This is a genomic window from Anabaena azotica SJ-1, from assembly GCF_047275885.1.
Classification (GTDB): domain Bacteria; phylum Cyanobacteriota; class Cyanobacteriia; order Cyanobacteriales; family Nostocaceae; genus Trichormus_B; species Trichormus_B azotica_A.
The window spans coordinates 2,599,231-2,624,733 of sequence record NZ_CP178454.1 but is presented as its reverse complement, the minus strand read 5'-3'; the positions used below and the strand labels follow the sequence as shown (position 1 = coordinate 2,624,733).

General features: G+C 39.9%; 25 protein-coding genes. 12 read left to right on the top strand and 13 right to left on the bottom strand.

The features are described from left to right. Positions 1 to 25: 25 nt before the first annotated feature. Positions 26 to 697, bottom strand: a complete 672-nt coding sequence (locus ACLLO5_RS11555; protein ID WP_413175588.1) for an ABC transporter ATP-binding protein — start codon at positions 695 to 697, stop codon at positions 26 to 28. A gap of 300 nt (positions 698 to 997) precedes the next feature. Here ACLLO5_RS11555 and ACLLO5_RS11550 point away from each other — a divergent pair, with 300 nt between their 5' ends. The 4 genes from ACLLO5_RS11550 (at position 998) to ACLLO5_RS11535 (ending at position 3,575) form a co-directional block, all read left to right on the top strand. Continuing rightward, positions 998 to 1,930 (top strand): Sll0314/Alr1548 family TPR repeat-containing protein, encoded by a 933-nt coding sequence (locus ACLLO5_RS11550; protein WP_413175587.1) that lies wholly within the window; start codon positions 998 to 1,000, stop codon positions 1,928 to 1,930. Positions 1,931 to 2,037: 107 nt separating this feature from the next. Continuing rightward, positions 2,038 to 2,490, top strand: coding sequence for a DUF3531 family protein (locus ACLLO5_RS11545; protein WP_413175585.1), 453 nt, complete (start codon positions 2,038 to 2,040; stop codon positions 2,488 to 2,490). An 18-nt stretch (positions 2,491 to 2,508) separates the two neighbouring features. Next, positions 2,509 to 2,940 carry an NUDIX hydrolase gene (locus tag ACLLO5_RS11540; protein WP_413175584.1) on the top strand — a complete coding sequence of 144 codons (432 nt, stop codon included), beginning with the start codon at positions 2,509 to 2,511 and terminating at the stop codon, positions 2,938 to 2,940. Between the two features lie 74 nt (positions 2,941 to 3,014). Beyond that, positions 3,015 to 3,575: a Uma2 family endonuclease gene (locus ACLLO5_RS11535; protein ID WP_413175583.1), complete on the top strand. Its 561-nt coding sequence runs from the start codon at positions 3,015 to 3,017 to the stop codon at positions 3,573 to 3,575. A 23-nt stretch (positions 3,576 to 3,598) separates the two neighbouring features. Here the strand turns inward: ACLLO5_RS11535 and ACLLO5_RS11530 are convergent, their stop codons facing one another. Both ACLLO5_RS11530 and ACLLO5_RS11525 read right to left on the bottom strand, forming a co-directional pair. Further along, entirely contained in the window at positions 3,599 to 3,931 is a 333-nt protein-coding gene (locus ACLLO5_RS11530; protein WP_413175582.1) for a hypothetical protein, read from the bottom strand. Beyond that, the gene (locus tag ACLLO5_RS11525) at positions 3,931 to 4,320 is read right to left on the bottom strand and encodes a hypothetical protein (protein WP_413175581.1); all 390 of its coding nucleotides are present in this window, start codon (positions 4,318 to 4,320) and stop codon (positions 3,931 to 3,933) included. Before ACLLO5_RS11525 ends, ACLLO5_RS11530 begins: the two co-directional genes overlap by 1 nt. Positions 4,321 to 4,482: 162 nt before the next feature. Here ACLLO5_RS11525 and ACLLO5_RS11520 point away from each other — a divergent pair, with 162 nt between their 5' ends. After that, positions 4,483 to 5,928 carry a DUF3370 domain-containing protein gene (locus ACLLO5_RS11520; RefSeq protein WP_413175580.1) on the top strand — a complete coding sequence of 482 codons (1,446 nt, stop codon included), beginning with the start codon at positions 4,483 to 4,485 and terminating at the stop codon, positions 5,926 to 5,928. 129 nt (positions 5,929 to 6,057) lie between these two features. Here ACLLO5_RS11520 and ACLLO5_RS11515 read toward each other — a convergent pair whose 3' ends face one another. Next, the gene (locus ACLLO5_RS11515) at positions 6,058 to 6,363 is read right to left on the bottom strand and encodes a DUF4090 family protein (protein WP_413175579.1); all 306 of its coding nucleotides are present in this window, start codon (positions 6,361 to 6,363) and stop codon (positions 6,058 to 6,060) included. Positions 6,364 to 6,641: 278 nt separating this feature from the next. On the opposite strand from ACLLO5_RS11515, the gene ACLLO5_RS11510 reads away from it, so the two are divergent. After that, positions 6,642 to 7,025 carry a hypothetical protein gene (locus ACLLO5_RS11510; protein ID WP_413175578.1) on the top strand — a complete coding sequence of 128 codons (384 nt, stop codon included), beginning with the start codon at positions 6,642 to 6,644 and terminating at the stop codon, positions 7,023 to 7,025. Between the two features lie 78 nt (positions 7,026 to 7,103). Here the strand turns inward: ACLLO5_RS11510 and ACLLO5_RS11505 are convergent, their stop codons facing one another. The 3 genes from ACLLO5_RS11505 to ACLLO5_RS11495 form a co-directional block, all read right to left on the bottom strand. Continuing rightward, positions 7,104 to 7,364 (bottom strand): hypothetical protein, encoded by a 261-nt coding sequence (locus tag ACLLO5_RS11505; protein WP_413175577.1) that lies wholly within the window; start codon positions 7,362 to 7,364, stop codon positions 7,104 to 7,106. 137 nt (positions 7,365 to 7,501) lie between these two features. Beyond that, positions 7,502 to 10,555 (bottom strand): phosphoenolpyruvate carboxylase, encoded by a 3,054-nt coding sequence (gene ppc, locus ACLLO5_RS11500; protein ID WP_413175576.1) that lies wholly within the window; start codon positions 10,553 to 10,555, stop codon positions 7,502 to 7,504. Between the two features lie 104 nt (positions 10,556 to 10,659). Further along, positions 10,660 to 10,905, bottom strand: a complete 246-nt coding sequence (locus tag ACLLO5_RS11495; protein WP_413175575.1) for a hypothetical protein — start codon at positions 10,903 to 10,905, stop codon at positions 10,660 to 10,662. Positions 10,906 to 11,259: 354 nt separating this feature from the next. Here ACLLO5_RS11495 and ACLLO5_RS11490 point away from each other — a divergent pair, with 354 nt between their 5' ends. The 3 genes from ACLLO5_RS11490 to ACLLO5_RS11480 all read left to right on the top strand — a co-directional run bounded on the left by ACLLO5_RS11490 (position 11,260) and on the right by ACLLO5_RS11480 (position 16,681). Next, the gene (locus ACLLO5_RS11490; RefSeq protein WP_413175574.1) at positions 11,260 to 14,286 is read left to right on the top strand and encodes a DUF1574 domain-containing protein; all 3,027 of its coding nucleotides are present in this window, start codon (positions 11,260 to 11,262) and stop codon (positions 14,284 to 14,286) included. A 69-nt stretch (positions 14,287 to 14,355) separates the two neighbouring features. Beyond that, complete coding sequence (locus ACLLO5_RS11485) at positions 14,356 to 15,855, top strand: MBOAT family O-acyltransferase (RefSeq protein WP_413175573.1); 1,500 nt, start codon at positions 14,356 to 14,358, stop codon at positions 15,853 to 15,855. 109 nt (positions 15,856 to 15,964) lie between these two features. After that, positions 15,965 to 16,681 carry a pirin family protein gene (locus ACLLO5_RS11480; RefSeq protein ID WP_413175572.1) on the top strand — a complete coding sequence of 239 codons (717 nt, stop codon included), beginning with the start codon at positions 15,965 to 15,967 and terminating at the stop codon, positions 16,679 to 16,681. Positions 16,682 to 16,763: 82 nt separating this feature from the next. Here the strand turns inward: ACLLO5_RS11480 and ACLLO5_RS11475 are convergent, their stop codons facing one another. From ACLLO5_RS11475 to petB, 3 genes are all read right to left on the bottom strand, one after another. After that, entirely contained in the window at positions 16,764 to 17,207 is a 444-nt protein-coding gene (locus tag ACLLO5_RS11475) for an ATP-binding protein (protein WP_413175571.1), read from the bottom strand. 280 nt (positions 17,208 to 17,487) lie between these two features. Continuing rightward, on the bottom strand, positions 17,488 to 17,970 hold the full coding sequence (gene petD, locus ACLLO5_RS11470; protein ID WP_413175570.1) for a cytochrome b6-f complex subunit IV: 483 nt from the start codon (positions 17,968 to 17,970) through the stop codon (positions 17,488 to 17,490). Positions 17,971 to 18,353: 383 nt separating this feature from the next. Beyond that, on the bottom strand, positions 18,354 to 19,001 hold the full coding sequence (gene petB / locus ACLLO5_RS11465) for a cytochrome b6 (RefSeq protein WP_013190871.1): 648 nt from the start codon (positions 18,999 to 19,001) through the stop codon (positions 18,354 to 18,356). 350 nt (positions 19,002 to 19,351) lie between these two features. Here petB and ctpA point away from each other — a divergent pair, with 350 nt between their 5' ends. Then, complete coding sequence (ctpA, locus tag ACLLO5_RS11460; RefSeq protein ID WP_413175569.1) at positions 19,352 to 20,593, top strand: carboxyl-terminal processing protease CtpA; 1,242 nt, start codon at positions 19,352 to 19,354, stop codon at positions 20,591 to 20,593. Here the strand turns inward: ctpA and ACLLO5_RS11455 are convergent, their stop codons facing one another. Next, complete coding sequence (locus ACLLO5_RS11455; RefSeq protein ID WP_413175568.1) at positions 20,594 to 21,385, bottom strand: MBL fold metallo-hydrolase; 792 nt, start codon at positions 21,383 to 21,385, stop codon at positions 20,594 to 20,596. Positions 21,386 to 21,651: 266 nt separating this feature from the next. Here ACLLO5_RS11455 and ACLLO5_RS11450 point away from each other — a divergent pair, with 266 nt between their 5' ends. Then, a complete protein-coding gene (locus ACLLO5_RS11450) occupies positions 21,652 to 23,127 on the top strand; it encodes a site-2 protease family protein (protein WP_413175567.1) in 1,476 nt (491 codons plus the stop codon). Between the two features lie 178 nt (positions 23,128 to 23,305). Here ACLLO5_RS11450 and ACLLO5_RS11445 read toward each other — a convergent pair whose 3' ends face one another. After that, positions 23,306 to 23,881 (bottom strand): phycobiliprotein lyase, encoded by a 576-nt coding sequence (locus ACLLO5_RS11445; protein ID WP_413175566.1) that lies wholly within the window; start codon positions 23,879 to 23,881, stop codon positions 23,306 to 23,308. Between the two features lie 75 nt (positions 23,882 to 23,956). Further along, positions 23,957 to 24,637: a HEAT repeat domain-containing protein gene (locus ACLLO5_RS11440; RefSeq protein ID WP_413175565.1), complete on the bottom strand. Its 681-nt coding sequence runs from the start codon at positions 24,635 to 24,637 to the stop codon at positions 23,957 to 23,959. Positions 24,638 to 24,872: 235 nt separating this feature from the next. Between ACLLO5_RS11440 and ACLLO5_RS11435 the strand changes: the two genes are divergently transcribed. Beyond that, positions 24,873 to 25,424: a ferritin-like domain-containing protein gene (locus ACLLO5_RS11435; RefSeq protein ID WP_413175564.1), complete on the top strand. Its 552-nt coding sequence runs from the start codon at positions 24,873 to 24,875 to the stop codon at positions 25,422 to 25,424. Positions 25,425 to 25,503 lie beyond the last annotated feature (79 nt).

The window sequence follows — 25,503 nt, the reverse complement described above, 5'->3', positions numbered from 1 at the left end:
GAATCTTCCCTTTTTCCTCTTAATTTTACTTTATAACTGCTTCTTTTACTTTATGTTCTAATGTTTTGGGGTCAACTGTTTCTAATTCACCGTGATTGAGTGTCCAACAATGGTCTGCTATTGGCAACATATCTCCAGCGTCGTGTGTTACAACTAATAATGTCCAATCTTTTTTTAGTTTCGCTAATAAATTTACTAGTTGACGACGCATTGACCAATCTAACCCGGCTGTGGGTTCATCTAGTAGTAAGAGATTAGGTTGACGAATTAATTGTACTGCTAAAGCTAAACGCCTTTGCTGTCCGCCGCTTAAAACATGGGGTGGTGTAGATAGGGATAAATGATCTAATCCTACTTCGCTTAATGCTTGGTGAACTCGCTCTGCTCCTAATTCGGGATGCCCTAAACGCAGTTCTTCTAAAATTGTACCGCCACAAAAGTGCCTTTCTGGAAACTGAAATACTATCCCAGCTAATTGTTGTAGTTGTTCAGCTATTAGTTGTTGTTCTCGCCAAAAAGCTGCACCAGAGGTGGGTTCAGCAAGTCCAGATAAGATTTCTAGTAATGTGCTTTTACCAGAACCACTAGGGCCAATAATTAGACCTAGTTGCTGGGGTGGTAATTCTAGGTTAATGGATTTGAGAATTGCTGTGGGACAGGCTGTGGGGTGATAAGTTAAATTTCTGAGATAGAGCATTTGTTAAAATTACCAAAAAGTCAGCGAATAACTAATAAACTAGACCCAAAGCAACTGGCAAATTCTGCAAAGTTCCATAATGAAAAGCCTAATCTAGCAGCAAGAGTCATTCACTTTTTTCTATTGTGGCAGACTTATAGTGGAAAATCGCTACCAGCAGAGAGAAAACTTGAATTGTTCACTACAGTCTACATGAAGTAGAAATTTTGGCCCTAGTAAAGCCATTTTTTAGTTAACTACTTTTTTGTATTTTAAGTAAGATATAAGACAATTTCAACCGTAATTATTCTGTGAGTTCCCATGTCCACAAGATTTTTGATTCCTAAATTGATGATGTTTTTTCGATTTCCTGTTCTTGTTAAAGTTACTTTTGCTACTGCAATCACTGTGATTTCTCTGGTAAATCCCGCTGATGCTGGTGATCCATTTCGGAGTAGTGAACCCCATAAAATAGGCGATCGCACTGAAGCCGCTTTTAAAGCAATTTTTCAAGAGGGAAATTATCCAGCAGCGGAGGATTATCTCAAAAAGGCTATCTCTGATGAACCAAATGAACCTCTAGCTTATGCGATGCAGGCTGCTTTAGCTTATGGAAATCAGGATTTAGCTGGCTTAGATAGGTACAGCAAAAAAACTTTGGAGGCTGGACAAAAGCTAATTGCTAGTGATCCTTTACGTGGAAATTTATACACGGGTGTGGGCAATTTTTTAGAGGGTGCAGTCATTCTCCTCCGTGATGGTGGTGTTAATGGTGTATCAAAAGCTTTAAGCCGATTAACAAAGGTCTATGAATATTTAGACAAAGCAGAAGAAATTGCAGCTAATGATCCAGAGTTAAATTTAATCCGGGGCTATATGAATTTAATGTTAGCTGTTAATTTACCTTTTACCAGCCCAGATCAAGCCATTGAAAAGTTGGAAAAAAATGCTGCACCGGAATATTTGGTCAACCGGGGTATTGCTTTGGCGTATAGGGATTTGAAAAAATACTCTCAGGCCTTAGATTATGTCAATCGTGCTTTAAAAGCTACAGCGGATAACCCAGAAATTTATTATCTTAAAGCCCAAATTCTCCACGAAAAGGGGAAAAAGGAAAAAAGCCAGGATTTGATTAAGGATGCGATCGCTCATTTTGACAAAGCTTTAACTAAAAAAGCCCAACTTTCCGCCAGTTTAGTCAAACAAATCGAATATGAACGCAATCAGGCTATGAATCGGCTCAATAATCTATGATAATGAGTCCAAAGAAGGGAACAGGGAACAGGGAATAGGGAATAGGGAACAGGGAATAGGGAAGACGAATCAGCCAATCACCAATCACCAATTAAAAATTACAAAAAATGTACATTGAATTCCGCGAATTTAATCCCTTTGATGTTTGGATTTGGTTAAAATTCAGTAACGTTCCCTCTGAACGGGAAAAACAATATGTGGAAGAAGTCTTCAATTCCTGGTTTTATCTAGGTAAATTAGGAGCCTTTAACGCTGAGAATCTGCAAGTGCAAGACACTGGTTTAGACATCAGCTACATGGATTATGATCCTAGTGGCTATAACAAAAGCTTTCTGGCTTTGATGCACAACATGAGCGAGTTTGAGTATGAGGGAGAATGGGGAAGATGTTGGTTTGATTTAGGAACAAGTGATGCGATCGCATTAGATATTTTACTCAATTCTCTCACCCAATTAAGCGAAGAATACGTCACCATAGAAATTTTATATATTGGTGGTGAAAATTCAGATTGGCCAGTTGAAGATAGTGAAGTTCATGCCAACTCCATTTATGATAATTAATCATCACTAATAGCCACAATGCATAAACCAGGTGAAATTCGAGTCATAGTTTTAGCACTAATTCGAGATGGTGAACGAATTTTTGTTTCTGAAGGATACGATCCCACCAAACAATCAAACTTTTACCGTGCATTAGGTGGTGGCGTAGAATTCGGCGAACCTAGTCAGGTAGCTTTAGAAAGAGAATTTCAAGAAGAAATTCAAGCAGAATTAACCAACATTCGCTATTTGACTTGTATAGAAAACCTATTTATCTTCAATGGTAAACAGGGACATGAAATCATCCAACTTTATCAATGCGATTTTGCAGATCCCAAATTTTACCAAATCGAAAGTTTAACTTTTTCCGAAACACCAGAACGTAAACATCGCGCTTTATGGATAGATATTGCCAAATTTAAATCAGGAGAATTAAGATTAGTACCAGAAGTATTTTTTGATTATTTGTAAACTCAAAATAGCAATCCTCAAAATCCAACAGGATTGCTATAGTTAAACTATGAAGTCAAACTAGGAGAATCATCATGGTTGTACAATTAGCAAAACGACGTTTTAATATTTTCCAGTACCACCAAATGAATAAAGCTGGTATTCTTTTAGAAGATGACAGAGTAGAATTAATCAACGGAGAAATTATTGAAATGTCACCAATTGGTAGAAGACACGCAGCTTGTGTAGACAGACTGAATTATTTACTAGCTATTTTGTTAGGTACAAGAGTAATTATCCGAGTTCAAAATCCAATTATCTTAAATAATCTATCAGAACCACAACCAGATATTGCATTACTCAAACCCCGCGCAGATTTCTATGAAGCTGGACATCCCCAACCACAGGATATATTACTATTAATTGAAGTTGCAGATAGCAGTTTAGAATATGACCGAGATGTAAAAATACCTCTCTATGCAAATAGTGGTATTTTAGAAGTTTGGTTAGTTGATATTCTTGAACAAACGATTACAGTTTATCGTCAACCTAGAGAAAATGGTTATAGTGAAGTCAAAACCTTTCAACGTGGTGAAATTTTAGATATCCTGGCATTCACAGAAATGAAAATCACCGTTGATAGTATTTTAGGCTAAAATTAGCTATCAACTATCAACTATTAATCATATCTATCCTTTTTTAACTTAATCACTTCAATCACATTATCGTGATATTGACCACCAATAATATCTTTGAGGTGAATTTTTCCTTCAATATACTGTAAATGAATACGCCAACCTGATATTTTATCAATATCAGCACGATAGATAGCTTGTTTAATACCTGTCACCTTATGTAATCTCGTTTTCGGAAACGTTCTTGTTCTGTGACATTCATTATCTTCTAATTCAGCCAAAGCTTCTAGAAAATCAATTTTCAACTCGTCTGGCAAAATTTTCATCGCTTCATGAATCACACCATATTCATCTAGAAGAGGTTTAATTTGTGGCATTAACAACAATGAATTTCTAAATCTTGATTTTCTTCTACCGTGAAATCCTGATAAATAAACTCTGCAATAGCGTTATATGCTTGTTGTGCTTCTTCTGAATTAACTAATCTAAATAAAGTGATTAATATACAACCAAAAATCGGATCATCATCTATAGTTAAAATTATTCTTTGTTCTTCATTAATTTTTAAACAAAATATAGTAGAATCATAATCATGATTTAGTTTAATATTTCTGAGTTGTTCGCTGTGTTCATAAAAAGAGTTATTTTCCGATGAGAGAAGTTCAAAATTACGATTCATTTCTTTAATAATTCTAAACTTCTCCGTATCTGTAAATTTTTCTAAATCTTTCTCAAAATCCTTTGTCGATTCAATGAGTATATCCATCAATTTAACTCCTGACTCGAAATTACAAGGCTAATTTAAATTTACCCTAATTACAGAAAATTGCAGATAGTAATTGTGAAATAATCAGAAATTAACTTTTCGGAACTTGTATCTATAAACTGAACTTTTGCAACCCAATAGCTTTCTGGAAAATTCAGACTTATGCAAATTAGTCAGCTAAGAAATAAAATCATTAAACCTGTATTCATAGTCATATCAGGACTTGCTATTACTCACAGCATCGGATGTACAAAATTTAATTCAAATTATAACGAAAATATAGCAGATGCCCAAACGCCACCTAAATCAGCACCTCAAGAAATTGTCCAAGCTGGAGAAGTGCGTCCTTTACCTGGTAGCTTAGATAAAATACCCGTTTTTAACAGCAACAGTCCTGAATGGATCAAAACTGAAGGGATTTTACTTTCTACTTTTACATCTGAGGGGAAAAAAGTTCCAGCAGCACATCTGAATTTTCCCTTTCAAGGAAGATTTGATTTATTTGCTCACCACTATACCCACACTCCCAAGGATTTGCAAACCCTTTATTTGGGTGTAATATTGCATAACCCTGGTAAAAAACCTATCACTGTAGATATTTTACAAGGTGCAAGTTATTTGATGGTAGATGCACCTTTTGTAACTTTAGCGCCATACATTGAAAATAATGATGGTAAAGTATTTTCAGGCCCAGGAGCCAGGGCTGTAGCTGATGTATTGCGAGGAGTGCGTCAAAAGGATTTTCCGGCTAAATTGGTAATTCCTGCTGGGGGAAGTCGGATGTTATTAAATCATCCCATTCCAGTGCGAAATTTAGAAAAGCCTGTAAATGGTCGGTCTAGTTTTTTCCGTTTGCGTAGTAGTGGTAAAGTTTATACTGCTAGTTTAGCCATGTTTGCTAAGAAAAATGCTGAAGGTAATGACCGTGCGCCAACTTTAGCCGAATGGCAAGATTTATTAAAGAGTGGTACTTTTGCTGCTCCAAGAGATAAAATTCCTACACCACCTGATGCTAAAGGGGGTCAATTAATTTATGGAAGGGTAGCTGGTGTATCTGAAGGTGCGACTTGGAAAGCAAATCTGGTAGATAATCCTAAAACCCAAACCCTGACTATTCCCGAACCTGGTAAAGCTATTTCTTATGCGATCGCCACTTTACGAAGTGGTAGATTAGGAACTGAACAAAGCCAAACTGCAAAAATGTTGGTACGCTATGCAGATACGGCTTATGAAGCGCATGGTAATTATGGGGTTGAATATAATCTCAGCTTGCCGTTAAGTAATAACACTAATAAAGACCAGCCCGTAACCGTCACTTTAGAAACACCTTTGAAAGAAGATAAATTAGCTCAAAAAGGTGTGCGTTTCCGAAAACCATCCCTAGATTTTCCCTTTTTTCGGGGTACTGTGCGGCTAAAATATACTGATGATAATGGGAAACAACAGACGCGCTATGTACATTTATGGCATCGTACAGGACAGGTTTTAGATCCTTTGGTGAAAGTGGTGCTAAAACCGGGGACTAAACGCATGGTACAGCTAGATGTAATTTATCCGCCTGATTCTACACCCCCACAAGTAGTGACAATAAGAACTTTGGAAAAATAAATTATGAGAAAGTTTACGTAGGTTGGTTGACAGAAGGAAACCCAAAATTGCCAAAGTTATTAAAATTCTTGTTGGGTTATTACGACTTTACCCAACCTACGATTCTAAAATCCAAAATCTAAAATGGAATTACTTACCGCCGTAGAAAAAAGCGACTTCTTTTTCTTTTAAAGGTGCAAAACCTGCTTCTACAAGCTTTTGGTCTAAATCTGTTTGGGGGATATGCTTGGCACCGATGCGAACAATACGAGAACGCATGGTATTAGATACACCGCTACGTTGTCTACCTGCTTCTAATCCCATGACTTGGTGATATAACTCTAATTTAGCTGGAGGAATAGGAGAACCATCAAAGTCTATCCCCTGTGCGATCGCAACATCAATAGCATCAGCACCTGTGGTAGTTTGATTCCCTACATTAGTTTCGGTAGTCATGGCCATATATTCTCAAGTTTATAGGTATATTTTACCAGACAGGAGGCAGAAGAAGAAGCAGAGGGGCAGGGGAGCAGGGGAGCAGAGGGGCAGGGGAGAATAATAATTAATGTATTGATAATCTATTCCCTATTCCCTATTCCCTATTCCCTATTCCCTATTCCCTCTTAACTGTCACCTGTCACCTGTCACCTGTAACCTCTTCTCCATTCAGACTTGCCACTTTTGGAAATTTTGGTTTAATCTCAAACCAGCGGTATAGCAATTTAGGTGATGCTATGTCTGACCCCCACACTCCTCGTAATAAAGACCGCAGCCTCGAACAAGCTCTAACTAACAAAATTATCGACGATTATTTCGAGAATTCTGAAAGTTGGCTGAGAGCAATTTTGCGGATGTGTATTTTCTCCCTCGCTAAAATTAATGGAGAATCTGTGTTTATCGTCGAATGTCCGAATCAAGCCGTAGCAAAGCGCCTTAGTCGGAAAACTTATCCGTTTCGAGGAATGGTGTACTTTTTAACTGATAATTTTGATGATCGCGATCGCAGCTTATTTTGCTATAAAGACGAACGTAAAGGAAAATGGCGCTGTTTTGATACCAGCACAAACACTTGGGAATACCTGAGTGATTTACAGTCATCTATTACGCCAAGTGAATAGTGACTGGGGACTGAGGGCTGATTGAGGAAGATGGGGAGGATAGGGAAGTAATTTTCCCAATGTCCCATGTCCAATCACTTATGACCTATGACTCGATTTGTGTGTAATTGAACCACCAACAAACGCCCCTAATATTGTGCCTGTCCAGACTCCAGCTATGCTACCTTGCCATATTGCTCCTGGTGTCACCAAAGTATTGCATATCTGTTGGAAACCCCAAGCTTGATTTTGGCACTTCTGACTGTGAAGCATTGAGGTGATTTGTACACCCATCAAACCACCAAAAAATCCAGATGACAATGCCACAAAAGTACAAATTAGAATCGGTTTCTTAGTCATAGTGATTGGGGAGCAGAGGGGCAGAGGGGCAGGGGAGCAGGGGAGCAGGGGAGAATAATGTATTGATAATCTATCCCTATTCCCTCTTAACTGTCACCTGTCACCTGTCACCTGTCACCTGTCACCTGTCACCTTCTTCAACCTGTATTTCTCATTCCTGCGGCAATACCATTAATGGTTAACAATGCGCCTCTGAGCAACTCGCCTTTGCTGTAACGGGAGTGAATTACTCCAGAGGTCGAGGTGTTTTTGTACTGTCGTAAACGCTTCAGGATAGAAACTTGGATAAATCCTAACGGTACAATTGTGCCGTTACGTAACTGTACAGAACGCTGCAAGATGGGATCACCATCTAAAAGTCGTTGGTGTCCAGTGATATTTAAGACCAAATCCCTAGTGAGATAAAATTCACTAGCAATTTGCTCAAATACTTTATCAAACCGGGCTTTATCTTCGGGGTTGGACAGTTCCTGGACGTAATGACGTGCCATTTCCATGTCTACTTTTGCCAAGGTCATTTCCGCTTTAGAAATTGCCATTTTGAAGAAAGGCCATTTCACATAAAAGTAACGCAGCAACTTGAGATGTTCTTCTGGTTGTTCATTCAAGAACTCTTGTAAAGCTGTACCTACGCCATACCAAGAAGGTAACAAAAATCGGGTTTGTGTCCAGCTAAATACCCAGGGAATAGCCCGCAAACTGCTTAAATCTTTTTTACCAGATGGTCGTCGGGCTGGACGGGAACTAATTTGCAGTTGGCTGATTTCTTCAATGGGGGTGACTTGGTGGAAGAAGTCGATAAAATCGGGTTGTTCGTAAATGAGGGCGCGATAATGTTGGCGCGATCGCATTGACAACTCTTCCATGATCTCATTCCATGGTTCAATATCATCAAACCCTGTCCGCAACAAACTAGCTTGAACTACCGCAGTGGTGATGGTTTCTACATGATATAAAGCCAAGTCTAGTAAGGAATACTTAGAAGCTAAAACTTCCCCTTGTTCAGTAATTTTGATGCGTCCATTAATACTGTTACCAGGTTGAGCCAAAATCGCCTCATAAGCAGGGCCACCACCCCGACCGACAGAACCGCCGCGTCCGTGGAAAATCCGCAGGTGTAAGCCATATTGTTCGGCAATTTTCTGAAGTGATTTTTGGGCTTTGTGAATTTCCCAGTTGCTGCTTAAGAAACCAGAATCTTTGTTGCTGTCAGAATACCCCAGCATCACTTCTTGCAAATTGGGGTTAAGGGTAGGGGAAGATGGGGAGTTGGGGGCTTGGGGTTCTGAGGGGGTGTTTTCGGAGTTAAGTGCTTCATAGCCACCAGCTAAGAAGGCGCGATATAGGGGGAGTTCAAAAAGTTCTTTCATCACGCTTCTAGACCGTTGTAAGTCTTCTACAGTCTCAAATAGCGGGACTACTCGAATTGAACCTACAGCGATCGCCGGATCAAATAGTCTGGCTTCTTTGGCTAAGAGCAGAACTTCCAACACATCGCTGACTTCCCGGCACATACTGATAATGTAAGTTTGACAGATGTTGATGCCAAATTCTTGTTGTAGCGATCGCACTACCCGGAAGGTTTCAATTACATCATTGGTTTTTTCTGAAAATGGCAATTCTCCAGGAATTAACGGCCGTCTGGTTTGCAGTTCCCCTGTTAACCAAGCCACTCTTTGGGCTTCTGATAGTTGGTTATAAGATAGGGGTAAAACTTGCAGGTATTCGAGAATCTCATTTAGCGCATCAGAATGACGAGATGATTCTTGGCGAATATCTAGCTGAGTCAGGTTAAAGTCGAAAATTTCCACTTGACAGATGAGATTTTCCAGTTCTCGACAACTTAAACCCGTTTCTGTCAAATTGCGTTGAACTAACCGCAGTTCTGATAAAAATTCAGCCCCCGAACGGTACATGGGGGAATCTTCATTTGCTGGTGTTTCTCGACTATATAAAGCCAGATTGCGATCGCGTGTATTTTCCAATCTTCTCAGCACATACGCTAACTTTAAGCGATATGGTTCTTGTCTATAGCGCAACGCCAGAGCATCATAGACATCACTCATCGTAGACTGATCTAACTCTAGTGACTCCAGCAAATCTGGCAACACATCACTCCACTGCATGGACACACTTAATAATTCAATCAGCTGCTTCACCGACTGAATGTATCTTTCCAGAACCATTTTCCGCTGATAACAAGCGGTTTTCCATGTAACTTCTGGTGTCACTGACGGATTTCCATCCCTGTCTGAACCTACCCAAGAACCAAAGGAACAGAAATTTTTACTAGGTGGTTCTAACCAAGGAAATGTTTGTTCTAAGGAATATTTGAGACGTTTATACAGTTGGGGAATACCATCAAATAAGACTTCTTGGAAATAGTGCAGAGCATAATCTACTTCATCCAGCACCGTAGGTTTGAACTGGTGCAACTCATCTGTACGCCACCACAGGCGGATTTCTTCCAACAAACGCTCTTTCACCTCTTGAGCTTCCCAAGGATAGCCACCAGAGTGACTTTCCAAGCTATCTAGCTGCTGTAAGAGGTCTACTACCTGTCGCTGTTTATCCCGAATCGTATGACGGACAATTTCCGTAGGGTGCGCTGTGAAAACTAGGCGAACATCTAGTTGAGAAATCAGCCGTTGAATTTGCTGGGGTGGTACATTCAGTTTAAACAACAGGGGAAATAAAGCTGCAAATGTGCCTTTTTGTTTAATTGGCGTAGTGTCTGTCCAACTTTGTGATAAGGAATCTGCTCCTAGTTCCTTAGTGACAGGTAAATCGTCTTCTCTTTGGTTAGTCGAATAAATTATATTGGCCAGATGTTCCTGATCGATCGTGCCTGAATCAGAATAGCGGGTTAACTGCTGCTTTTGTTCGTATTCCTGCTCTATGATATTAATCAACTGAAAATAAAGAGCAAAAGCACGAGCAGCACGGATAGCTTCGTTGATATTCAGTTGTTCAATTAACTCCACAGCAGAGGAGGTTTGGTCATGAGTAGCTTGTCCTTCTGGGGAACACAAATCGCGCAGTTGTCGCAATAGATCCACCATTTTTTGACCACATTCTTGCCGAAGAACTGACTCCCACAATTCCTCTACTACCTGTAGACGATGACGCAGGAATAATTCCGAGGGGTAAAGATTCACTGCTGGGGATGAAGAGTATAAAAGGGAACCCATATTCTTCGCTCTTATAAAGCCAATTACTGTTGACAATTCTAGTTTTTTACTCGTAGCTCTATAGGATTAACCAGAGCTAATAAATAAATGGTTATATATAATGGTTAGCTTTGGTTTAATTCCTGTTGATCTTGTTGATCTCCAAAGTGGAGAATAGGAAGGCGATCGCCTCTAAATACTTCTTCACTGGCTTCCCCTAAAGCTATCAATCCCTTACTAGTTGCTTTCTCTGCTATCAGTAGAAGTAGCATAGACGCAGTACCTATTTGCAGGAGACATGATTGGGGAATCCCAAATAAAGCCAGATTTAGTCCGTTGGTTGGTGAAGGGTTTTGAGTGACAAGTGACATTGCTAATTCTTGATAATTGGCAGATAAGTAGAATAGGAGGAAGCAGAAGGTAGGAGTTTAGGAGTTACATGAGTATGGCTATTGCCACGCTATGCCTACGACACACTGAGTGTAGCTTGCTTTTCGTAGGTTACGCTATCAGCAGCTACAGAAATTACAGGAGTTAAAAATAAGAAATAGCCCCACACCCTACACCCGATTTCGGCTCATAAGACTATCTTTGCCCATTTTGCAAGCTCCAAAGGTAACAAAATTGTTAAAAAAAAACTGCAAAATGTGATAAATCTATGTTTCTAGTTTACAAGTACAGGCAAAATCCCCCAATACTCGCTTCCTGTTAAAGTTGACTTCATAATGAAAACATTATTACTAGATCGCCAGCAAACCTTAGTACAGTGGGTAAGCCAAGCAACAGGAATCAACACTTTCGGGGTGAAAGTCCGGTTGTTGGGAAATGACCTACATATCCTTTGTGAAGGCACAGACTGTCCACAACGTTGGCTAACTCTGTCTGACTTGCTACAAGCACTACAGCAAACAGATTTGGATAGCTTAACCAGTGAAGAACAATCCCCAATATACCAAGTATTGGTTTACGGGCGGAAAAAAGGAGAACATCGTCCTCAATGGTGTCATCGGGTCTACTTAAATCAGTTAGATCGGCATCTAGAGCAGGTACAGGAGGCACTGTTAACAGAAGCAGCCAAATCTAAACCCATTGGGGTTAGTGGGGCGCTAATTGTCTCTAATGAAAGTTTGGCACGTCAGGGCAATCCGGATGCTATTGCTCGCTATCTTAGCGAAAACCTCAGTCAATTGGGTGTAGCAGTCCAAGTTAAAAATCGACCCTATGATTCCAAAGCCAACTCTCAAAAAATAGGTAATCGTCTGTGGATTTTTTGTCAGTCCAGTTATAGCCCTGATGCGACCTTGTTAGCAGAACCAATAGCCCAACAGTTGAGACATCTCAAGCTGTCTGGCTATGAGGATGCAGTCATTGTTTCCCAAGTCCGGGGAGAGCATGATCCTGATTGGCGGTTGCGGGTGGATTTGACACCACCAGAAACAATGCTCAAAGAATGGGCGCGTTGGGGAGATGTGCAAGCGATCGCTCTATTATTAACTGAGGTCTTGTCAGATTTGCAAATCTCTGTTCAAGCTACTCTCAAAGAATTTACTCTACACATCTTTTGCACTCCAGCCGTTGACCCGTTAAAAACTGCTCCTGCTCCTGGAAAGGAAACTTGTTTACCAGTTATTTTATCTCAGCTAGAAGCGATCGCACCTCAAGGTATTCTCGCCGCTGCTATCTATGGACAAAAAACAGGTGATTTACAACCCGCTTGGGTAGATTGGGTATCCCTACCTGCTTCGATACATCCAGCTTTAGCAACATCCACACTAGCATTAGGTAGTTCTGGTGACGAACCAGCCCTAATTTTTTTACTAGAACGTCTGCTCAATCAGGACATGGATTGGCGGTTAAAAACAGGTGGTATTCGCGTTTTACTACTTCGCAAAGGTGATTTACTGCACGTCATGTGTGATGCACCCAATTGTCCCACACGCCAACAAGTAGCCACCAAAGTCACCCAATTTATTCGCCAACTTAACATTATTGGTATTGTTGGTGTAAGAGTTTACGGTCGTCGTGCCGGTGATAATGAACCAGTTTGGCATCATGGACTAGATTTTGAGCAACGCCACCGCTTAGTGCCAGAAGCAACACCAGAATTTGCTGCTACTGCTCAATATGTTGATGATTTACTCACCAACGAAACCGACGAACCAATTGTGCGTCCTGATTTAACAACCCAGGAAGTTCAAAGTTTCGTCACTGAAGCCGCACAACATTGGCTGGAAACGGCTCACAAACAAGTCAAAAATTTGTTAGTGGGAACTCAACTGTTTGCAGAAACTCACCAATCAATTGAACAAAACCCTAATGAACAAGGAGTAGCGGGAAGTTTAATTTGGGTAGCTTTGGGATTAATCCTCACACTTCAAAGTGATTGGATGTTGGGTTACGTCATTACTAGTATTCAAAATTCACCCAAAGGTGCTAGTATCTTATCCTCATCATCCTCACAGACCCAGGCATCTTTGACATCACGCACAGAACCAACTCAAAACACAGCATTTTTTACCAGCAGTAACAATATAAAGCCTTCTGAGTCCAGTAATTCTGCCTTTAATGCCTCTGGTTTTACCCAAAATGATGGGGCTGAAAATTTACCAGATGCACCATTGAAACAAAAAGCTAATTCCACTGCTATTCTTTTAGCAGCACGCTCTCAAATGCCAAGCTTTGGAGCAAGACAACTAGACGAACAATTAGCACTTTATAAACAACGTTTAGCAACAACAGGCAAACCACCAGATATTTTAATTATTGGTTCATCTCGTGCCTTGAGAGGAGTTGATCCTGTAGCCCTTTCTAAATCCTTATCAACTCAAGGTTATGCCAAAATAGATGTCTTTAACTTTGGTATTAATGGTGCTACAGCGCAAGTTGTAGACTTTATTATTCGCCAAGTTTTACAACCATCAGAATTACCAAAACTGATTATTTGGGCAGATGGTTCTAGAGCTTTTAACAGCGGTCGTGAAGATATCACCTTTAACTCTATTGCCGCATCAAAAGGCTATCAAGAAATTTTAAAAAGAACTACAAAGCCAGAAAATAACAATAAATTATCCCCAGCAACAACAAATAAAACAGAAGATAAAAAAATCATCAATGAAACGCCAGCTATTAACAGCTACGAAGCTGCTAATGAATGGTTAAATCAAATTTTAGTCGGTATATCTGCTACCTACAAAAACCGTGATCACATTAAAACTTTATTGCAAAAACAATTACACCATCTACCATTTAGTAGCGACAGTCAGACCATTACATCAAACAACAAATTAACAACCGATCCACAAGAAGATAATACTCAATTATCAGTTGATTTCGATGGCTTTTTACCCCTAACTATTCGTTTCAATCCCACCACATATTATCAAAAACATCCCAAAGTATCTGGAAGTTACGACAACGATTATAAATCTTTTCAACTAATAGGAAACCAAGAAGTTGCTTTAAAATCAGTAATTGAGTTTGCAAAAACTCAACAAATACCAATTGTGTTTGTGAATATGCCCCTCACCGCAGATTATTTAGATCCAGCGCGGACTAAATATGAACAACAATTTCAACAATATATGCTAAATGCTTCCACTACAAATGCCAACTTTATCTACCGAGATTTAAGCCAAATCTGGCTCAAAGGACATGAATACTTTTCTGATCCTAGTCATCTTAACCGCTATGGAGCTTATGAAATCTCTAAAAAGCTGGCTATTGATCCCATGATTCCCTGGACTGTTAAATAAATTAGGGAATGGGGAAGATGGGGAAGTAATTTTTCTCATGATTAATGACCAATGACCAATGACTAAAAAATGAAGTTTATATCAATTTTTTACGGACTTTTTTTACTGAGCATTTTGGTAATTTACTGGACTGTAGCTGAACAAAAGTTACGATTGTGGATTCTGCTGATAGCCAGTATTGTATTTTATTCATCTTGGCATATTCAATATCTGCCATTACTATTAGTTCTGACTTTTATCAATTTTCGTCTAGGCCTAGAAATTGGTAAAAATACCTCCCCAGGAAAACACACCCAAGACTGGAAAATTTCCAATGAAGATTGGCAAATTGCTCAATCTGACTGGAATCAAAATCGGTTGAAGATTTTATGGTTCGGTGTAATTTTAAATGTCGGACTTTTATTGAGTTTTAAATATTTACCTATCATCATTAAATGGATATTTAACATACCTGTAAACTCACCAGATGCTCCTTTTAAATTAGTAACTCCTTTAGGAATTTCTTTTTTTACATTTGAGTGTATAGCTTATTTAATAGATGTCTATCGTGGTGCGCCAGCAACTGAGAAGTTTTTGAAATTTGCTACCTATAAATTATTTTTCGCCAAACTAATCTCTGGTCCAATTACTCGCTACCATAATTTAGCTGTTCAATTCAATACGCTCCAATTTCCCAATGTTGATAGATTAGCAGAAGGGTTGTGGTTAATTGCCAGAGGTGCGGTTAAAAAAGGGATTCTTGCAGACAATCTGGGAATTTTTGTAGATTTATGTTTTGGTAATTTGCAAAGAGCAGGTAGTACAGATTTGTGGTTAGCTACCTTTGCTTATGGCTTACAATTATATTTAGATTTTAATGGTTACGTAGATATTGCTCGTGGTAGTGCTTTACTTTTTGGTTTAGTTTTACCAGAAAATTTTGATTTTCCTTACTTTAGTACCAGCATTGCAGATTTTTGGCGACGTTGGCATATGACTCTGGGTGATTGGTTGCGTAATTATCTATACTTCCCTTTGGGTGGTTCCCGTCAGGGTTTGATGCGTACCTGCGGAAACTTATTGATAGTTATGTTAGTGGCTGGTATCTGGCATGGTTCAGCCTGGGGGTTTATCATTTGGGGAATACTGCACGGAGTAGCTTTAGTAGTTCATCGTCTCACAGATGCTATGAGCGATCGCTCCAAAATTTTAACCCTATTTTGGCAAAACCCTGTTGGTATAATATTCGCTTGGTTGTTAACTCAAATCATGGTTTTCACATCTTGGATTTGGTTTCGTCTCCCCAATGTCCAAGATTCTGCTTTAGTTATACAACACCTCTGGGGTCATACTGCTGATGCCCAGTTTGCCGAAAAAGTCTATGTAGAAGCCCTAAATATCAGTCAATATCAACTCTCCTATTTACTCCTGGGACTCGCTATAATCATGAGTATAATTTACGGCTTTAAACGACTGATGAAGTTAGAGTTCAGTTGGCCTATCAAACTTGTTTTTGTCCCTTTATGTTTCTACGCCGTTTGGATACTAGCACCTGAAGGTGGCTTACCTTATATCTACTTTGATTTTTAGAAACTCTTGTAGGATAAAATTTGGTTAATTCATTACCTTTTTAATTGCAAAATAACAACAAAACAGATTATTTACAAATTAAATACAAATCCTTAAAGAGGTGAAATCTATGTCTCAAAATACCATTAACCAAATCATTCATGACCGAAATTCACGGGGTCATAGTCAAATTGATTGGCTTGATAGTTACCATACTTTTTCCTTCAGTCATTTTTATGATCCCAACCGAATGGGATTTCGTTCTCTCAGAGTAATTAACGATGATCGTATTGCACCAGGAGCAGGATTCGCTACTCATGGACATCGGGATATGGAAATATTCACTTATGTATTATCCGGTGCAGTCGAACATAAAGATAGTTTGGGTACAGGTTCAGTAATTCGTCCTGGTGAAGCACAGATTATGAGTGCTGGTACTGGGATCATGCACAGCGAATTTAATCACTCGCAAACAGAAGCATTGCACTTGCTACAAATATGGATTTTGCCAGACCAACAAGGATTAACACCAAGATATGACCAAAAAACTTTTCCTGTAGAAGAAAAACAGGGAAAACTGCGTTTAATTGCTGCTAAAGATGGACGCGATGGTGCTGTAACTATTCACCAAGATGTTGATTTATACACATCCATTTTAGAAAAGGGTGATCTCGTAACTTATCATGTCCAACCCCATCGTTATGCCTGGTTGCAAATAGCCACAGGTGAAGCAACGTTAAATGGTCAGGAACTCATAGCAGGTGACGGAGTACAAATTACTGGAGAAGAGAAGTTAGAAATTAGTACAAATCTCAAGGCGGAAATTTTGCTTTTCGACTTGGCTTAAAAAAAAATTAATCCCAGTCCCAACAATTCATGAACGGACTGGTGATTTGTTGATGCACAATATAACGGTATGCTGCTATCCATTAATGTTGTCCTTCCAAAAAATATTTGACAATTAATAGACAATTTCTGCTGTCAGAATCACGTTCATAAACAAAATGATCTGCGACACGCCGAATGATTACCCATCCATACCCATGATCTTGTAGATTATCTGGTTTTGGTTCAGGAATCTCATTCGGATCAAAAGGTTTACCATAATCCCAAATTCTCATCTCTAGTCTGTCAATCCACAGACTCAATTCAATCTCTATCTTTGTTTCTGGTGGTAAAGACAAATGAGCGTGACGAACTGCGTTGGTAAATCCTTCTACCAATGCTAAGTTGAGGCGATAAAGTTGACTTTTTGACCAGCCTCGTTGAATTAAATATTGGAGGGAAAATTTTTCAAACCATTGTTGCACTTGGTTGAAGAACTTAAGATCGCTCTTCACCGTCAGATGGTCTTGCTGCACTATGGTAAGCATTGACCTTGACTAGAATATAAAGTAAGTGAGAAATGTTACTATTATTGATTTTTTGGGCTGAGATTTTGGAATAGGTTTGATTTTACATCCAAAACTTAAAATACCAGATAAAGTGTGAATTATGAAAGCTAACGCCTTGATTTTCAAAAGCATATAAGCCAGAAATATAAGCAGCTAATGGGCTGTCTAGGTCTTACGGCTAATCATCATTATACCGCTAACTTCGGTATATGCTTTTGAAACTCACAGACGTTACAGCACTTTCTGGAAACTAAATTAATTAGAAAAGTCCCAAAGTCAGAGATTTATCCAATGGCAATGCAGCGCCAATACCTAACCAGATAGTGACAAGAGTACCAAACAAAAATACTGTTGTTGCTACTGGGCGGCGGAAGGGGTTTTGGAATTTATTAACGTTCTCAATGAAGGGAACGAGAATTAGCCCCAAGGGAACGGAAGCCATAGCTAATACTCCTAACAGTTTGTTAGGGAGTGAGCGTAAAATTTGGAAAACCGGATACAGATACCACTCCGGCAGAATTTCTAAAGGAGTAGCAAAAGGATTAGCAGGTTCACCAGTGATTGCGGGATCTAGAACAGCTAGAGCCACAATACAAGCGAATGAACCCATAATCACGATGGGGAATACATAGAGCAAATCGTTAGGCCAAGCAGGTTCACCATAGTAGTTGTGACCCATGCCTTTGGCTAATTTAGCTCTTAACTGAGGATCGCTCAGATCCGGTTTTTTTTGCGTTGACATTTTGAAATGCGCTCTCCTGCTTAGGTTAAGTTAAAGCATTTGTGAAAGCTATCAGCTATTTAGGTAAGCCGCACGCTTTGGCGTTTGGTGGTAAGCCACAAATTTAGTATGACACTAAGTTTCGCTTTGTTGGTTGAAGTAAGTGTCTATAGTCTTTAGGGCTTACAGCTTTCAGATAATAGTGTCTGTTTTTCACTTAAATGTTACTAGTACAACACGGCGTAAATAAAATGGCCATTCTCAATCGCCAAAAAGCTAACTCTACATTATTTTTGACTTTTGACTTTTGACTTTTGACTTCCGCCCTGCGGTACTAGCCCTAAGTTTAAAACAAACTACTTTGATCTGGAAACAGTTTTTACCTATTCACTGATAACTTTAGATTACAAGGGTCCAGAAATACCTTGCTTGCGGATCATTAAGAAGTGGAACAGCATGAATACTGCAATCAGCCAAGGTAGGACGAAGGTGTGGGCGCTATAGTAGCGAGTTAGTGTAGCTTGACCGACACTGGAACCACCACGTAGTAAGTCAGAAATCAGAACACCAACTACTGGAATTGCTTCTGGTACACCACTAACGATTTTTACAGCCCAATAACCAACTTGATCCCAAGGTAGGGAGTAGCCAGTCACACCAAAGGAAACTGTGATGACAGCGAGGATGACACCGCTGACCCAAGTTAGTTCACGGGGTTTTTTGAAGCCACCGGTGAGATAAACCCGGAAGACGTGCAGAATCATCATTAGCACCATCATGCTGGCAGACCAGCGGTGAATGGAGCGAATCAGCCAACCGAAGTTGACTTCATTCATGATGTACTGTACGGAGGAATAAGCTTCCGCTACTGTGGGCTTGTAGTAGAATGTCATTGCAAATCCAGTGGCAAACTGGATTAGGAAGCAAACTAGGGTAATTCCACCCAAGCAGTAAAAAATATTGACGTGGGGAGGTACGTACTTACTGGTTACATCTTCAGCGATCGCTTCAAGGTCTAAGCGTTCCTCAAACCAGTCATAAACGTTGGCCATACAATCTCAAGTTCCTAAAAATCAGTTGCGGTTGATATATCTCCCAATAGAAATTTTGGGATTTTCACAAAGAGTAGCTTTGTCGAAGAATCGTTAAGGTTTTCAGAAACTTAACATTCTGTAAATATGGAATATATTGCGATCTCTTTGCAAGCCAACGCTGAAAATGTTGGTGACAAAGAAGATTTTATCGTTTTTGAGGAGGGATATGCTAACCATCTGTTGCTTAACAATTTAATGAGAGCAATGCACCTCTTCTATAAAAAAAGTAACATAATCGAGAGATAGATTTCATCAAAAATGTGGTAACTGGTCAGTTCTAGTTAGTTTGGGTTGACATGGAATGGAAAATGGGGTTCATGAACAAACAGGTTTTTCGGTTGGGATTTTCATTACTTTTGGCTTTTTGGTTGGGTTTTGGCTCACTTGTTTCACCTGCAATGGCTTTGACACAGGAGCAAAAGCTGGTTTCTGAGGTTTGGCGAATTGTGAATCGCTCTTATCTAGATGAAACATTTAATCATCAAAACTGGGCTGATGTACGTCAACAGGCGCTAAAAAAACCGTTGCCAAATGACCAAGCAGCATACACGGCTATTCAGAAGATGCTAAAAAGTCTTGATGACCCTTTTACCAGGTTTTTAGACCCAGAGCAATATCGCAGTTTGCAGGTGAATACTTCTGGAGAACTGACGGGAGTTGGTTTACAAATTGCGCTCAATGCCCAGACGGGTGGATTGGAGGTAATTACACCTATAGAGGGTTCACCAGCAGAGAAAGCAGGGTTAAGGCCGCGCGATCGCATCTTGAAAATCGAAGGATTATCTACAGAAAATCTGACTCTTGATGAAGCAGCGACAAGGATGCGCGGTCCGGTTGGTAGTGTTGTAACTCTCTTGATTGCACGAGAGGGAGACCAAGACAAAGAAGTAATATTAGTGCGCGATCGCATAGAACTTAATCCTGTCGTAGCTGATTTGCGTTTATCCCCCGCAGGAAAACCCATTGGCTACTTACGTTTAACTCAATTTAATGCTAATGCGGCAATGGAGTTGGCACACGCTATTAATAGTCTAGAAAAAAAAGGCGCAGTTGCCTACATTCTTGATTTGCGAAATAATCCTGGGGGGCTATTACAAGCGGGAATTGAAATCGCCCGTCAGTGGCTAGATTCAGGCACAATTGTCTACACTGTCAATCGTCAAGGGATTCAGGGCAATTTTGAAGCCTTTGGCCCAGCTTTAACACAAGATCCTTTGGTGATTTTGGTGAATCAAGGAACTGCTAGTGCTAGTGAAATTCTTGCTGGTGCGCTACAAGACAATAAACGCGCTCAGTTAGTAGGTGAAACTACTTTTGGTAAAGGTCTAATTCAATCTTTATTTGAATTATCCGATGGTTCAGGTTTAGCGGTGACAATTGCTAAATATGAAACTCCTAACCACCGAGATATTAACAAACTAGGTATTAAGCCGGACACAGTAATTCCCCAATTACCAATCACACGCGAGCAGATTGGGACAGATGCAGATGGTCAATATCAAGCTGCAATGGAACTGCTGACTAAAGATTCGGTTTTAGCTGGTTCTTAATCAGTTATCAGTTTGTTGACTGTTACCTATTGCTAAAGCATCTAAATCTAATGATGTGAGTTTCTGGTAAGCTTGGTCTATGATGCGCTTGCCTCGGAGAAAACCTATATTAGCACCGGGGCAAATGTATTGTAGAGTTTCTGGTGTAAAGCGATCGCACAAAGCTTGAGTGCTTTTAATTTGTCTTGGCCAGTGAAAAGTTTTTGCAGTGCGGAATGGTATCGGCTCACCTTGGAGGTTGGGGACTAAATGCCGTCCTGAAAAAAGAACTCCCCCAAATTCACGATAGTATAGACATGAAGAGCCAGGAGAATGGCCTGGTGTCCAGATAATTTGTGTGGTGGCATCAAGATTGAATTCTTGACCAAAGGTAGTGACAGTTAAACCAGGTAATAAATAAGCTTCTTGCTCTTGAATCACAATCTCACAACCAAGAGCTTGCTGAATTTCTGCTGTTTTGCCAATAGCACCGCGATGAGTAATAAACAACCAACGCACACCTGCTTGCTTTCCGTTAACCTGTGGCAGGCATTCCCAAAAATCCTCATTTATTTGCTCTGGGGCTGGGCAGTCGATGAGAATATTACCTTCACTTCTTACAATAAGATAAGAAGTCCCTCCTAATGTATCTCGATTTGGTGGAAAGGCAAAAATTTTGCTGATGCTCAAATCGGTAGATGGTACTTCTGTTGCCGTCGAAGTAGAAAGAATTTCTCCTACTGGCATTTGACCAGAAAGTACAATCTGTGGGGGCTTAATTGTATAACTTGGTTGTTGAGGTGGGGGAGACATAAATCAAAGGATTTCAAAATCAAGAATTCTTATTTGGTTGTAGGTTTCTTTAACAGAAGTACCCCTACCTGAAGAGAATTTTTGGGTGGATACGGCGTTTTCAATGTCCAGAATAACCCATATCCATCAGAGAAAAGGAGTTGAGGAACTAAGACATCACTCAACCACAAGAAATTTTCGGGAAGTAAGAAAAACCTTTACGGTTCAACAGTCTTTGTTTCCCTACACCCCACACCCTGTTTTCGGTCAACATTAGTGAACATAACATGGCACTTTGGTTTCTCCTCTTTATGGGGCTTACTTATCTCATAGTTCAGCGTAGTGTTTCTCACATTACCAGAACACCAGTTTGGTTGCTGTGGCTGGTATTAATGACACCAGCATTTATCTTGATTGGTTGGACGCTGATCTATGGTGCAAAACAACCACCCCCACCAGCACTGATTATTTGGCCTTTATTTATCTGTCTGCTGTTATACTGGATATTATTTCAGTCGGGTCGTCAAGTACCAAAAGATACCCAGACTCAAACCCAAGCTACAGGATCTCAATTGGCTAATCATTCTCACGCAGAACCATTACCTGTTCGTCCTATTGAGGCAACAGAAGAGACTAATCTGCGAAATTGTTTCCCTTGGTCTGTATACTATATTCAAAATATTGAATATCGACCCCAAGCTGTGATTTGTCGGGGTCAGCTAAGAACTGGTGCTAGTCAGGCTTACCAGCAAATTAAAACTAATATAGAAGGGCAATTTGGCGATCGCTTCTTGGTAATATTTCAAGAAGGTATGGATGGTAAACCATTCTTTGTCCTCGTTCCTAATACTCAAGCTGGTAAACAAAATACAAAACGCGGTCTAGAAAATTTGACTCAAGCAGGAACGGCGCTTTTTCTGCTGTTCCTGACTTTAATCACTACTACTTTGATGGGGTCGCAAATTGAGGGAGTGGAATTAACAAAACTCAAATCTGACTTCACTCTGCTGGCAAATGGTTTACCCTACGCTTTAGGGTTAATTACTATTTTAGGAATCCATGAACTTGGTCACTATTTTACAGCGCGATTCCATAAAATTCGCTCGACCCTGCCCTATTTTATTCCTGTACCTTTTTTCTTAGGAACTTTTGGTGCATTTATTCAAATGCGAAGTCCCATCCCCAACCGCAAAGCTTTATTTGATGTAAGTATTGCCGGACCAATTGCTGGTTTTATTGCTACTTTGCCGTTACTTTTATGGGGTTTATCTCATTCTGAGGTAGTCTCTTTAAACGACAAAACGGGACTGTTAAATCCCAATGCCCTTAATCCTAAATATTCAATTTTATTAGCTTTACTTTCCAAGTTAGCCTTGGGTAGTGAATTAACTGCTAAATCCGCTCTTGATTTGCATCCCCTGGCAATAGCTGGATTTTTGGGTTTGATTGTGACAGCATTGAATTTGATGCCCGTGGGACAACTAGATGGTGGTCATATTGTTCATGCCATGTTTGGACAACGTACAGCAGTTGTGATTGGTCAAATTGCTCGCTTGTTGTTACTATTATTGTCTTTTGTCCGGCAGGAATTTTTATTGTGGGCAATTTTGTTATTATTTATTCCCTTAATTGATGAACCCACCCTCAACGATGTCACAGAACTAGACAACAAACGGGATGTTTTAGGTTTACTAGCAATAGCATTGTTATTGTTAATTGTATTGCCACTTCCGGAAGCGATCGCTCGCGTATTACAGATATGAACTACCCTTTGTTAACGCTGAGGAAGGGGAATTACGCGAAGTTTGTTAAAAGCTAGGGGGAGTTTATTTATCTGAAATTATGTATCAAGTGTGTGAAAATTGCTGATTTTAGTAATTCTGCCAAAAATGGGTAAGGGTTTAGCAATTCTAAACCCCTACTTTCCAAATTAAAAAGCGTTTAACCTGCGGTTGCTTGAACTGCATTAGCCGCTTCAGTAGCTTTTGTTGATGCAGGAGTGCTACCCATACGAATTTCAGAAGTGAAGGAAGCCATACTAAAGCCACCAAACCGCTTAAGGACACTTACACGCATCCGTAAGTTGGGACTAGCAAACCATAACCTTTCCTCAGACCACATGGTTTCATACTCAGTAATCAGAGTTAAAGCCCCATCTTCACCAATTTTGTAGGTTCCTGCTACGGGTGCTTTTTCTGCATAACCCATTTCTCTCAGTAACTTACCTTCACCGGGTTTATCTGCATCCGGTACTGTCACCAACACGGTAGAACCTTCGTGTTTTTCTTCGTCCCATTCCATAGTTCCCTTCCAGGTAACTCTCGCACCACAGGAAGCTGCACTAGGATGAACTTCATACTGTTCACACAGTTTCACTACTTCTGGATGATCTGCGGCCAGCGTCTCAATTACGATGTCTGATTTACCATCTTCCGCTTGCTTAAAGGCTAAATGGTGACTGGTGCGATGGGAAAACCATTTACCAGCACTTAACTCAAAAAATTCTTCAATATTCATGAATCAAATTATCCTGGATCGAAATACAAAAAAATCCCACTTTATATTATTAAAAGGTAACAGGAAGCGTTTATCTTAAATTTGATTACCTGTTTCTTCAAGTCTCTGAAGAGAAATCCTTGCGGATTCTGCAACGTGGGGATGACCGTCTTTTTCTAGGTATTTCAAAGCGGAGATGGTTTTGGGTGTGGGGAGATTACCCAAAGCTTCTGCAAGACGTTGACGCACTAACCAATCCTCTGCTTGGGCAAAGCGCAGGATATGATCTACAGATTCAAGGGATTTAATTTCTCCCAAGGCTGAAATAGCAGCTTGTTGGATAACTACTTCTTTGCTATCCAGTGCTTGGATGAGGATATTGTATGCGCGAGAGTCTTTAATATTGCCTAAAGAAACAGCCGCACTAAATCTAACTAGCCAATCAGTATCTTCATAAAAGGCTCGTGATAGTGCTTCAACTGCTCTATTATCACCTAAATATCCTAAAGCACCAGCAGCGTCAGCACGGATACCATAATCAGGGTCAGTTTCCAAAATTCTGACCAAGATGGGATAACATTCTGATGTTTGCTTGATACCTAGAGCAAATATGGCCATTGAACGCAGTTGCAGAGATTCATCATCTAATACCTTTTTAATCAAAGGCACTGCCTCTTCTGCTGATATATGTCGTAAGCTGGCAAGGGCTACCATGCGATCGCGCAAATTGGGACTTTCTAACTGAGTAGAAATTGTCTCTAAGCTGGGAGCAGTCATTATATTTTAAATCACATTCTTTACTTATCTTTACTTTAACTGATTCACCCCAGACTCAACAGATAAAAAAGTGATTTATTGATATCTATCTTAAGTCCCATATCTATGTATTCATGTTGATAGCCAAACATAACATTGAAACTGTATCTCAGGCATGACGAGAACACTGAAGGCTAAACGTAGGGTTAAAAGGTACGAATTTAGATTACAGGGTCAAACCTTTAGGAGAATCACAATGGTTCAACTTAGCGAACGTCCAGGGGTTAAAAAAATCACCAACTTGCAAGATAAATTTATCTATGAAGTTGGTGCAATGTACGATGCAGAAAATCGCTTTTTAGAAGCACAGCAAGTGATGTGGCAATCTTGTCAAAACAATCAATTTAAGTCTTTAATTGAGACACACATCCGTGAAACTGAGCAGCAAATTAGAAACTTAGAGCAGGTTTTTAGTACCTTGGGACAGCAGCCACAACGGGTAACTTGTGATGCTGCTGCTGGTGTGATTAGTGATGGTCAAAAACTCATGCTACTGGCTGCGGATAATCCCACAATTTTGGACTTGGGTTTAATAGGAGGACAGTCAAAAGTTGAGCATTTCGAGATTGCCTGTTATCGTGGCTTGGTCAAAGGTGCTGAACAGATGGGACAACGAGAAGTAGTGCAGTTGCTACAACAAAACCTCCAACAGGAAGAACAGACAGCCCAAAAATTAGAGCAGTTGCTACCACAGTTGCTTCAAGAAACAAAATCTGGAGATGGTAAAACTACTACAAAATCTCGCTAATTTATAACCTATTGCATAGCAATAAACCACTTTGTAGAGACGTTTTATGTAACTGTTCTACAGTTATACAAGAGAGGTT

Coding starts and splice junctions, on each gene's coding strand:
- ACLLO5_RS11525 (WP_413175581.1), bottom strand. CDS start 4,320: ATGGATATACTCATTGAATCGACAAAGGATTTTGAGAAAGATTTAGAA.
- ACLLO5_RS11455 (WP_413175568.1), bottom strand. CDS start 21,385: ATGTCTCCCCCACCTCAACAACCAAGTTATACAATTAAGCCCCCACAG.
- petD (WP_413175570.1), bottom strand. CDS start 17,970: ATGTCAACGCAAAAAAAACCGGATCTGAGCGATCCTCAGTTAAGAGCT.
- ACLLO5_RS11540 (WP_413175584.1), top strand. CDS start 2,509: ATGCATAAACCAGGTGAAATTCGAGTCATAGTTTTAGCACTAATTCGA.
- ACLLO5_RS11510 (WP_413175578.1), top strand. CDS start 6,642: ATGTCTGACCCCCACACTCCTCGTAATAAAGACCGCAGCCTCGAACAA.
- ACLLO5_RS11520 (WP_413175580.1), top strand. CDS start 4,483: ATGCAAATTAGTCAGCTAAGAAATAAAATCATTAAACCTGTATTCATA.
- ACLLO5_RS11490 (WP_413175574.1), top strand. CDS start 11,260: ATGAAAACATTATTACTAGATCGCCAGCAAACCTTAGTACAGTGGGTA.
- ACLLO5_RS11555 (WP_413175588.1), bottom strand. CDS start 697: ATGCTCTATCTCAGAAATTTAACTTATCACCCCACAGCCTGTCCCACA.
- petB (WP_013190871.1), bottom strand. CDS start 19,001: ATGGCCAACGTTTATGACTGGTTTGAGGAACGCTTAGACCTTGAAGCG.
- ACLLO5_RS11530 (WP_413175582.1), bottom strand. CDS start 3,931: ATGCCACAAATTAAACCTCTTCTAGATGAATATGGTGTGATTCATGAA.
- ACLLO5_RS11440 (WP_413175565.1), bottom strand. CDS start 24,637: ATGACTGCTCCCAGCTTAGAGACAATTTCTACTCAGTTAGAAAGTCCC.
- ACLLO5_RS11485 (WP_413175573.1), top strand. CDS start 14,356: ATGAAGTTTATATCAATTTTTTACGGACTTTTTTTACTGAGCATTTTG.
- ACLLO5_RS11545 (WP_413175585.1), top strand. CDS start 2,038: ATGTACATTGAATTCCGCGAATTTAATCCCTTTGATGTTTGGATTTGG.
- ACLLO5_RS11435 (WP_413175564.1), top strand. CDS start 24,873: ATGGTTCAACTTAGCGAACGTCCAGGGGTTAAAAAAATCACCAACTTG.
- ACLLO5_RS11535 (WP_413175583.1), top strand. CDS start 3,015: ATGGTTGTACAATTAGCAAAACGACGTTTTAATATTTTCCAGTACCAC.
- ACLLO5_RS11515 (WP_413175579.1), bottom strand. CDS start 6,363: ATGACTACCGAAACTAATGTAGGGAATCAAACTACCACAGGTGCTGAT.
- ppc (WP_413175576.1), bottom strand. CDS start 10,555: ATGGGTTCCCTTTTATACTCTTCATCCCCAGCAGTGAATCTTTACCCC.
- ACLLO5_RS11445 (WP_413175566.1), bottom strand. CDS start 23,881: ATGAATATTGAAGAATTTTTTGAGTTAAGTGCTGGTAAATGGTTTTCC.
- ACLLO5_RS11450 (WP_413175567.1), top strand. CDS start 21,652: ATGGCACTTTGGTTTCTCCTCTTTATGGGGCTTACTTATCTCATAGTT.
- ACLLO5_RS11505 (WP_413175577.1), bottom strand. CDS start 7,364: ATGACTAAGAAACCGATTCTAATTTGTACTTTTGTGGCATTGTCATCT.
- ACLLO5_RS11495 (WP_413175575.1), bottom strand. CDS start 10,905: ATGTCACTTGTCACTCAAAACCCTTCACCAACCAACGGACTAAATCTG.
- ACLLO5_RS11480 (WP_413175572.1), top strand. CDS start 15,965: ATGTCTCAAAATACCATTAACCAAATCATTCATGACCGAAATTCACGG.
- ACLLO5_RS11550 (WP_413175587.1), top strand. CDS start 998: ATGTCCACAAGATTTTTGATTCCTAAATTGATGATGTTTTTTCGATTT.
- ACLLO5_RS11475 (WP_413175571.1), bottom strand. CDS start 17,207: ATGCTTACCATAGTGCAGCAAGACCATCTGACGGTGAAGAGCGATCTT.
- ctpA (WP_413175569.1), top strand. CDS start 19,352: ATGGGGTTCATGAACAAACAGGTTTTTCGGTTGGGATTTTCATTACTT.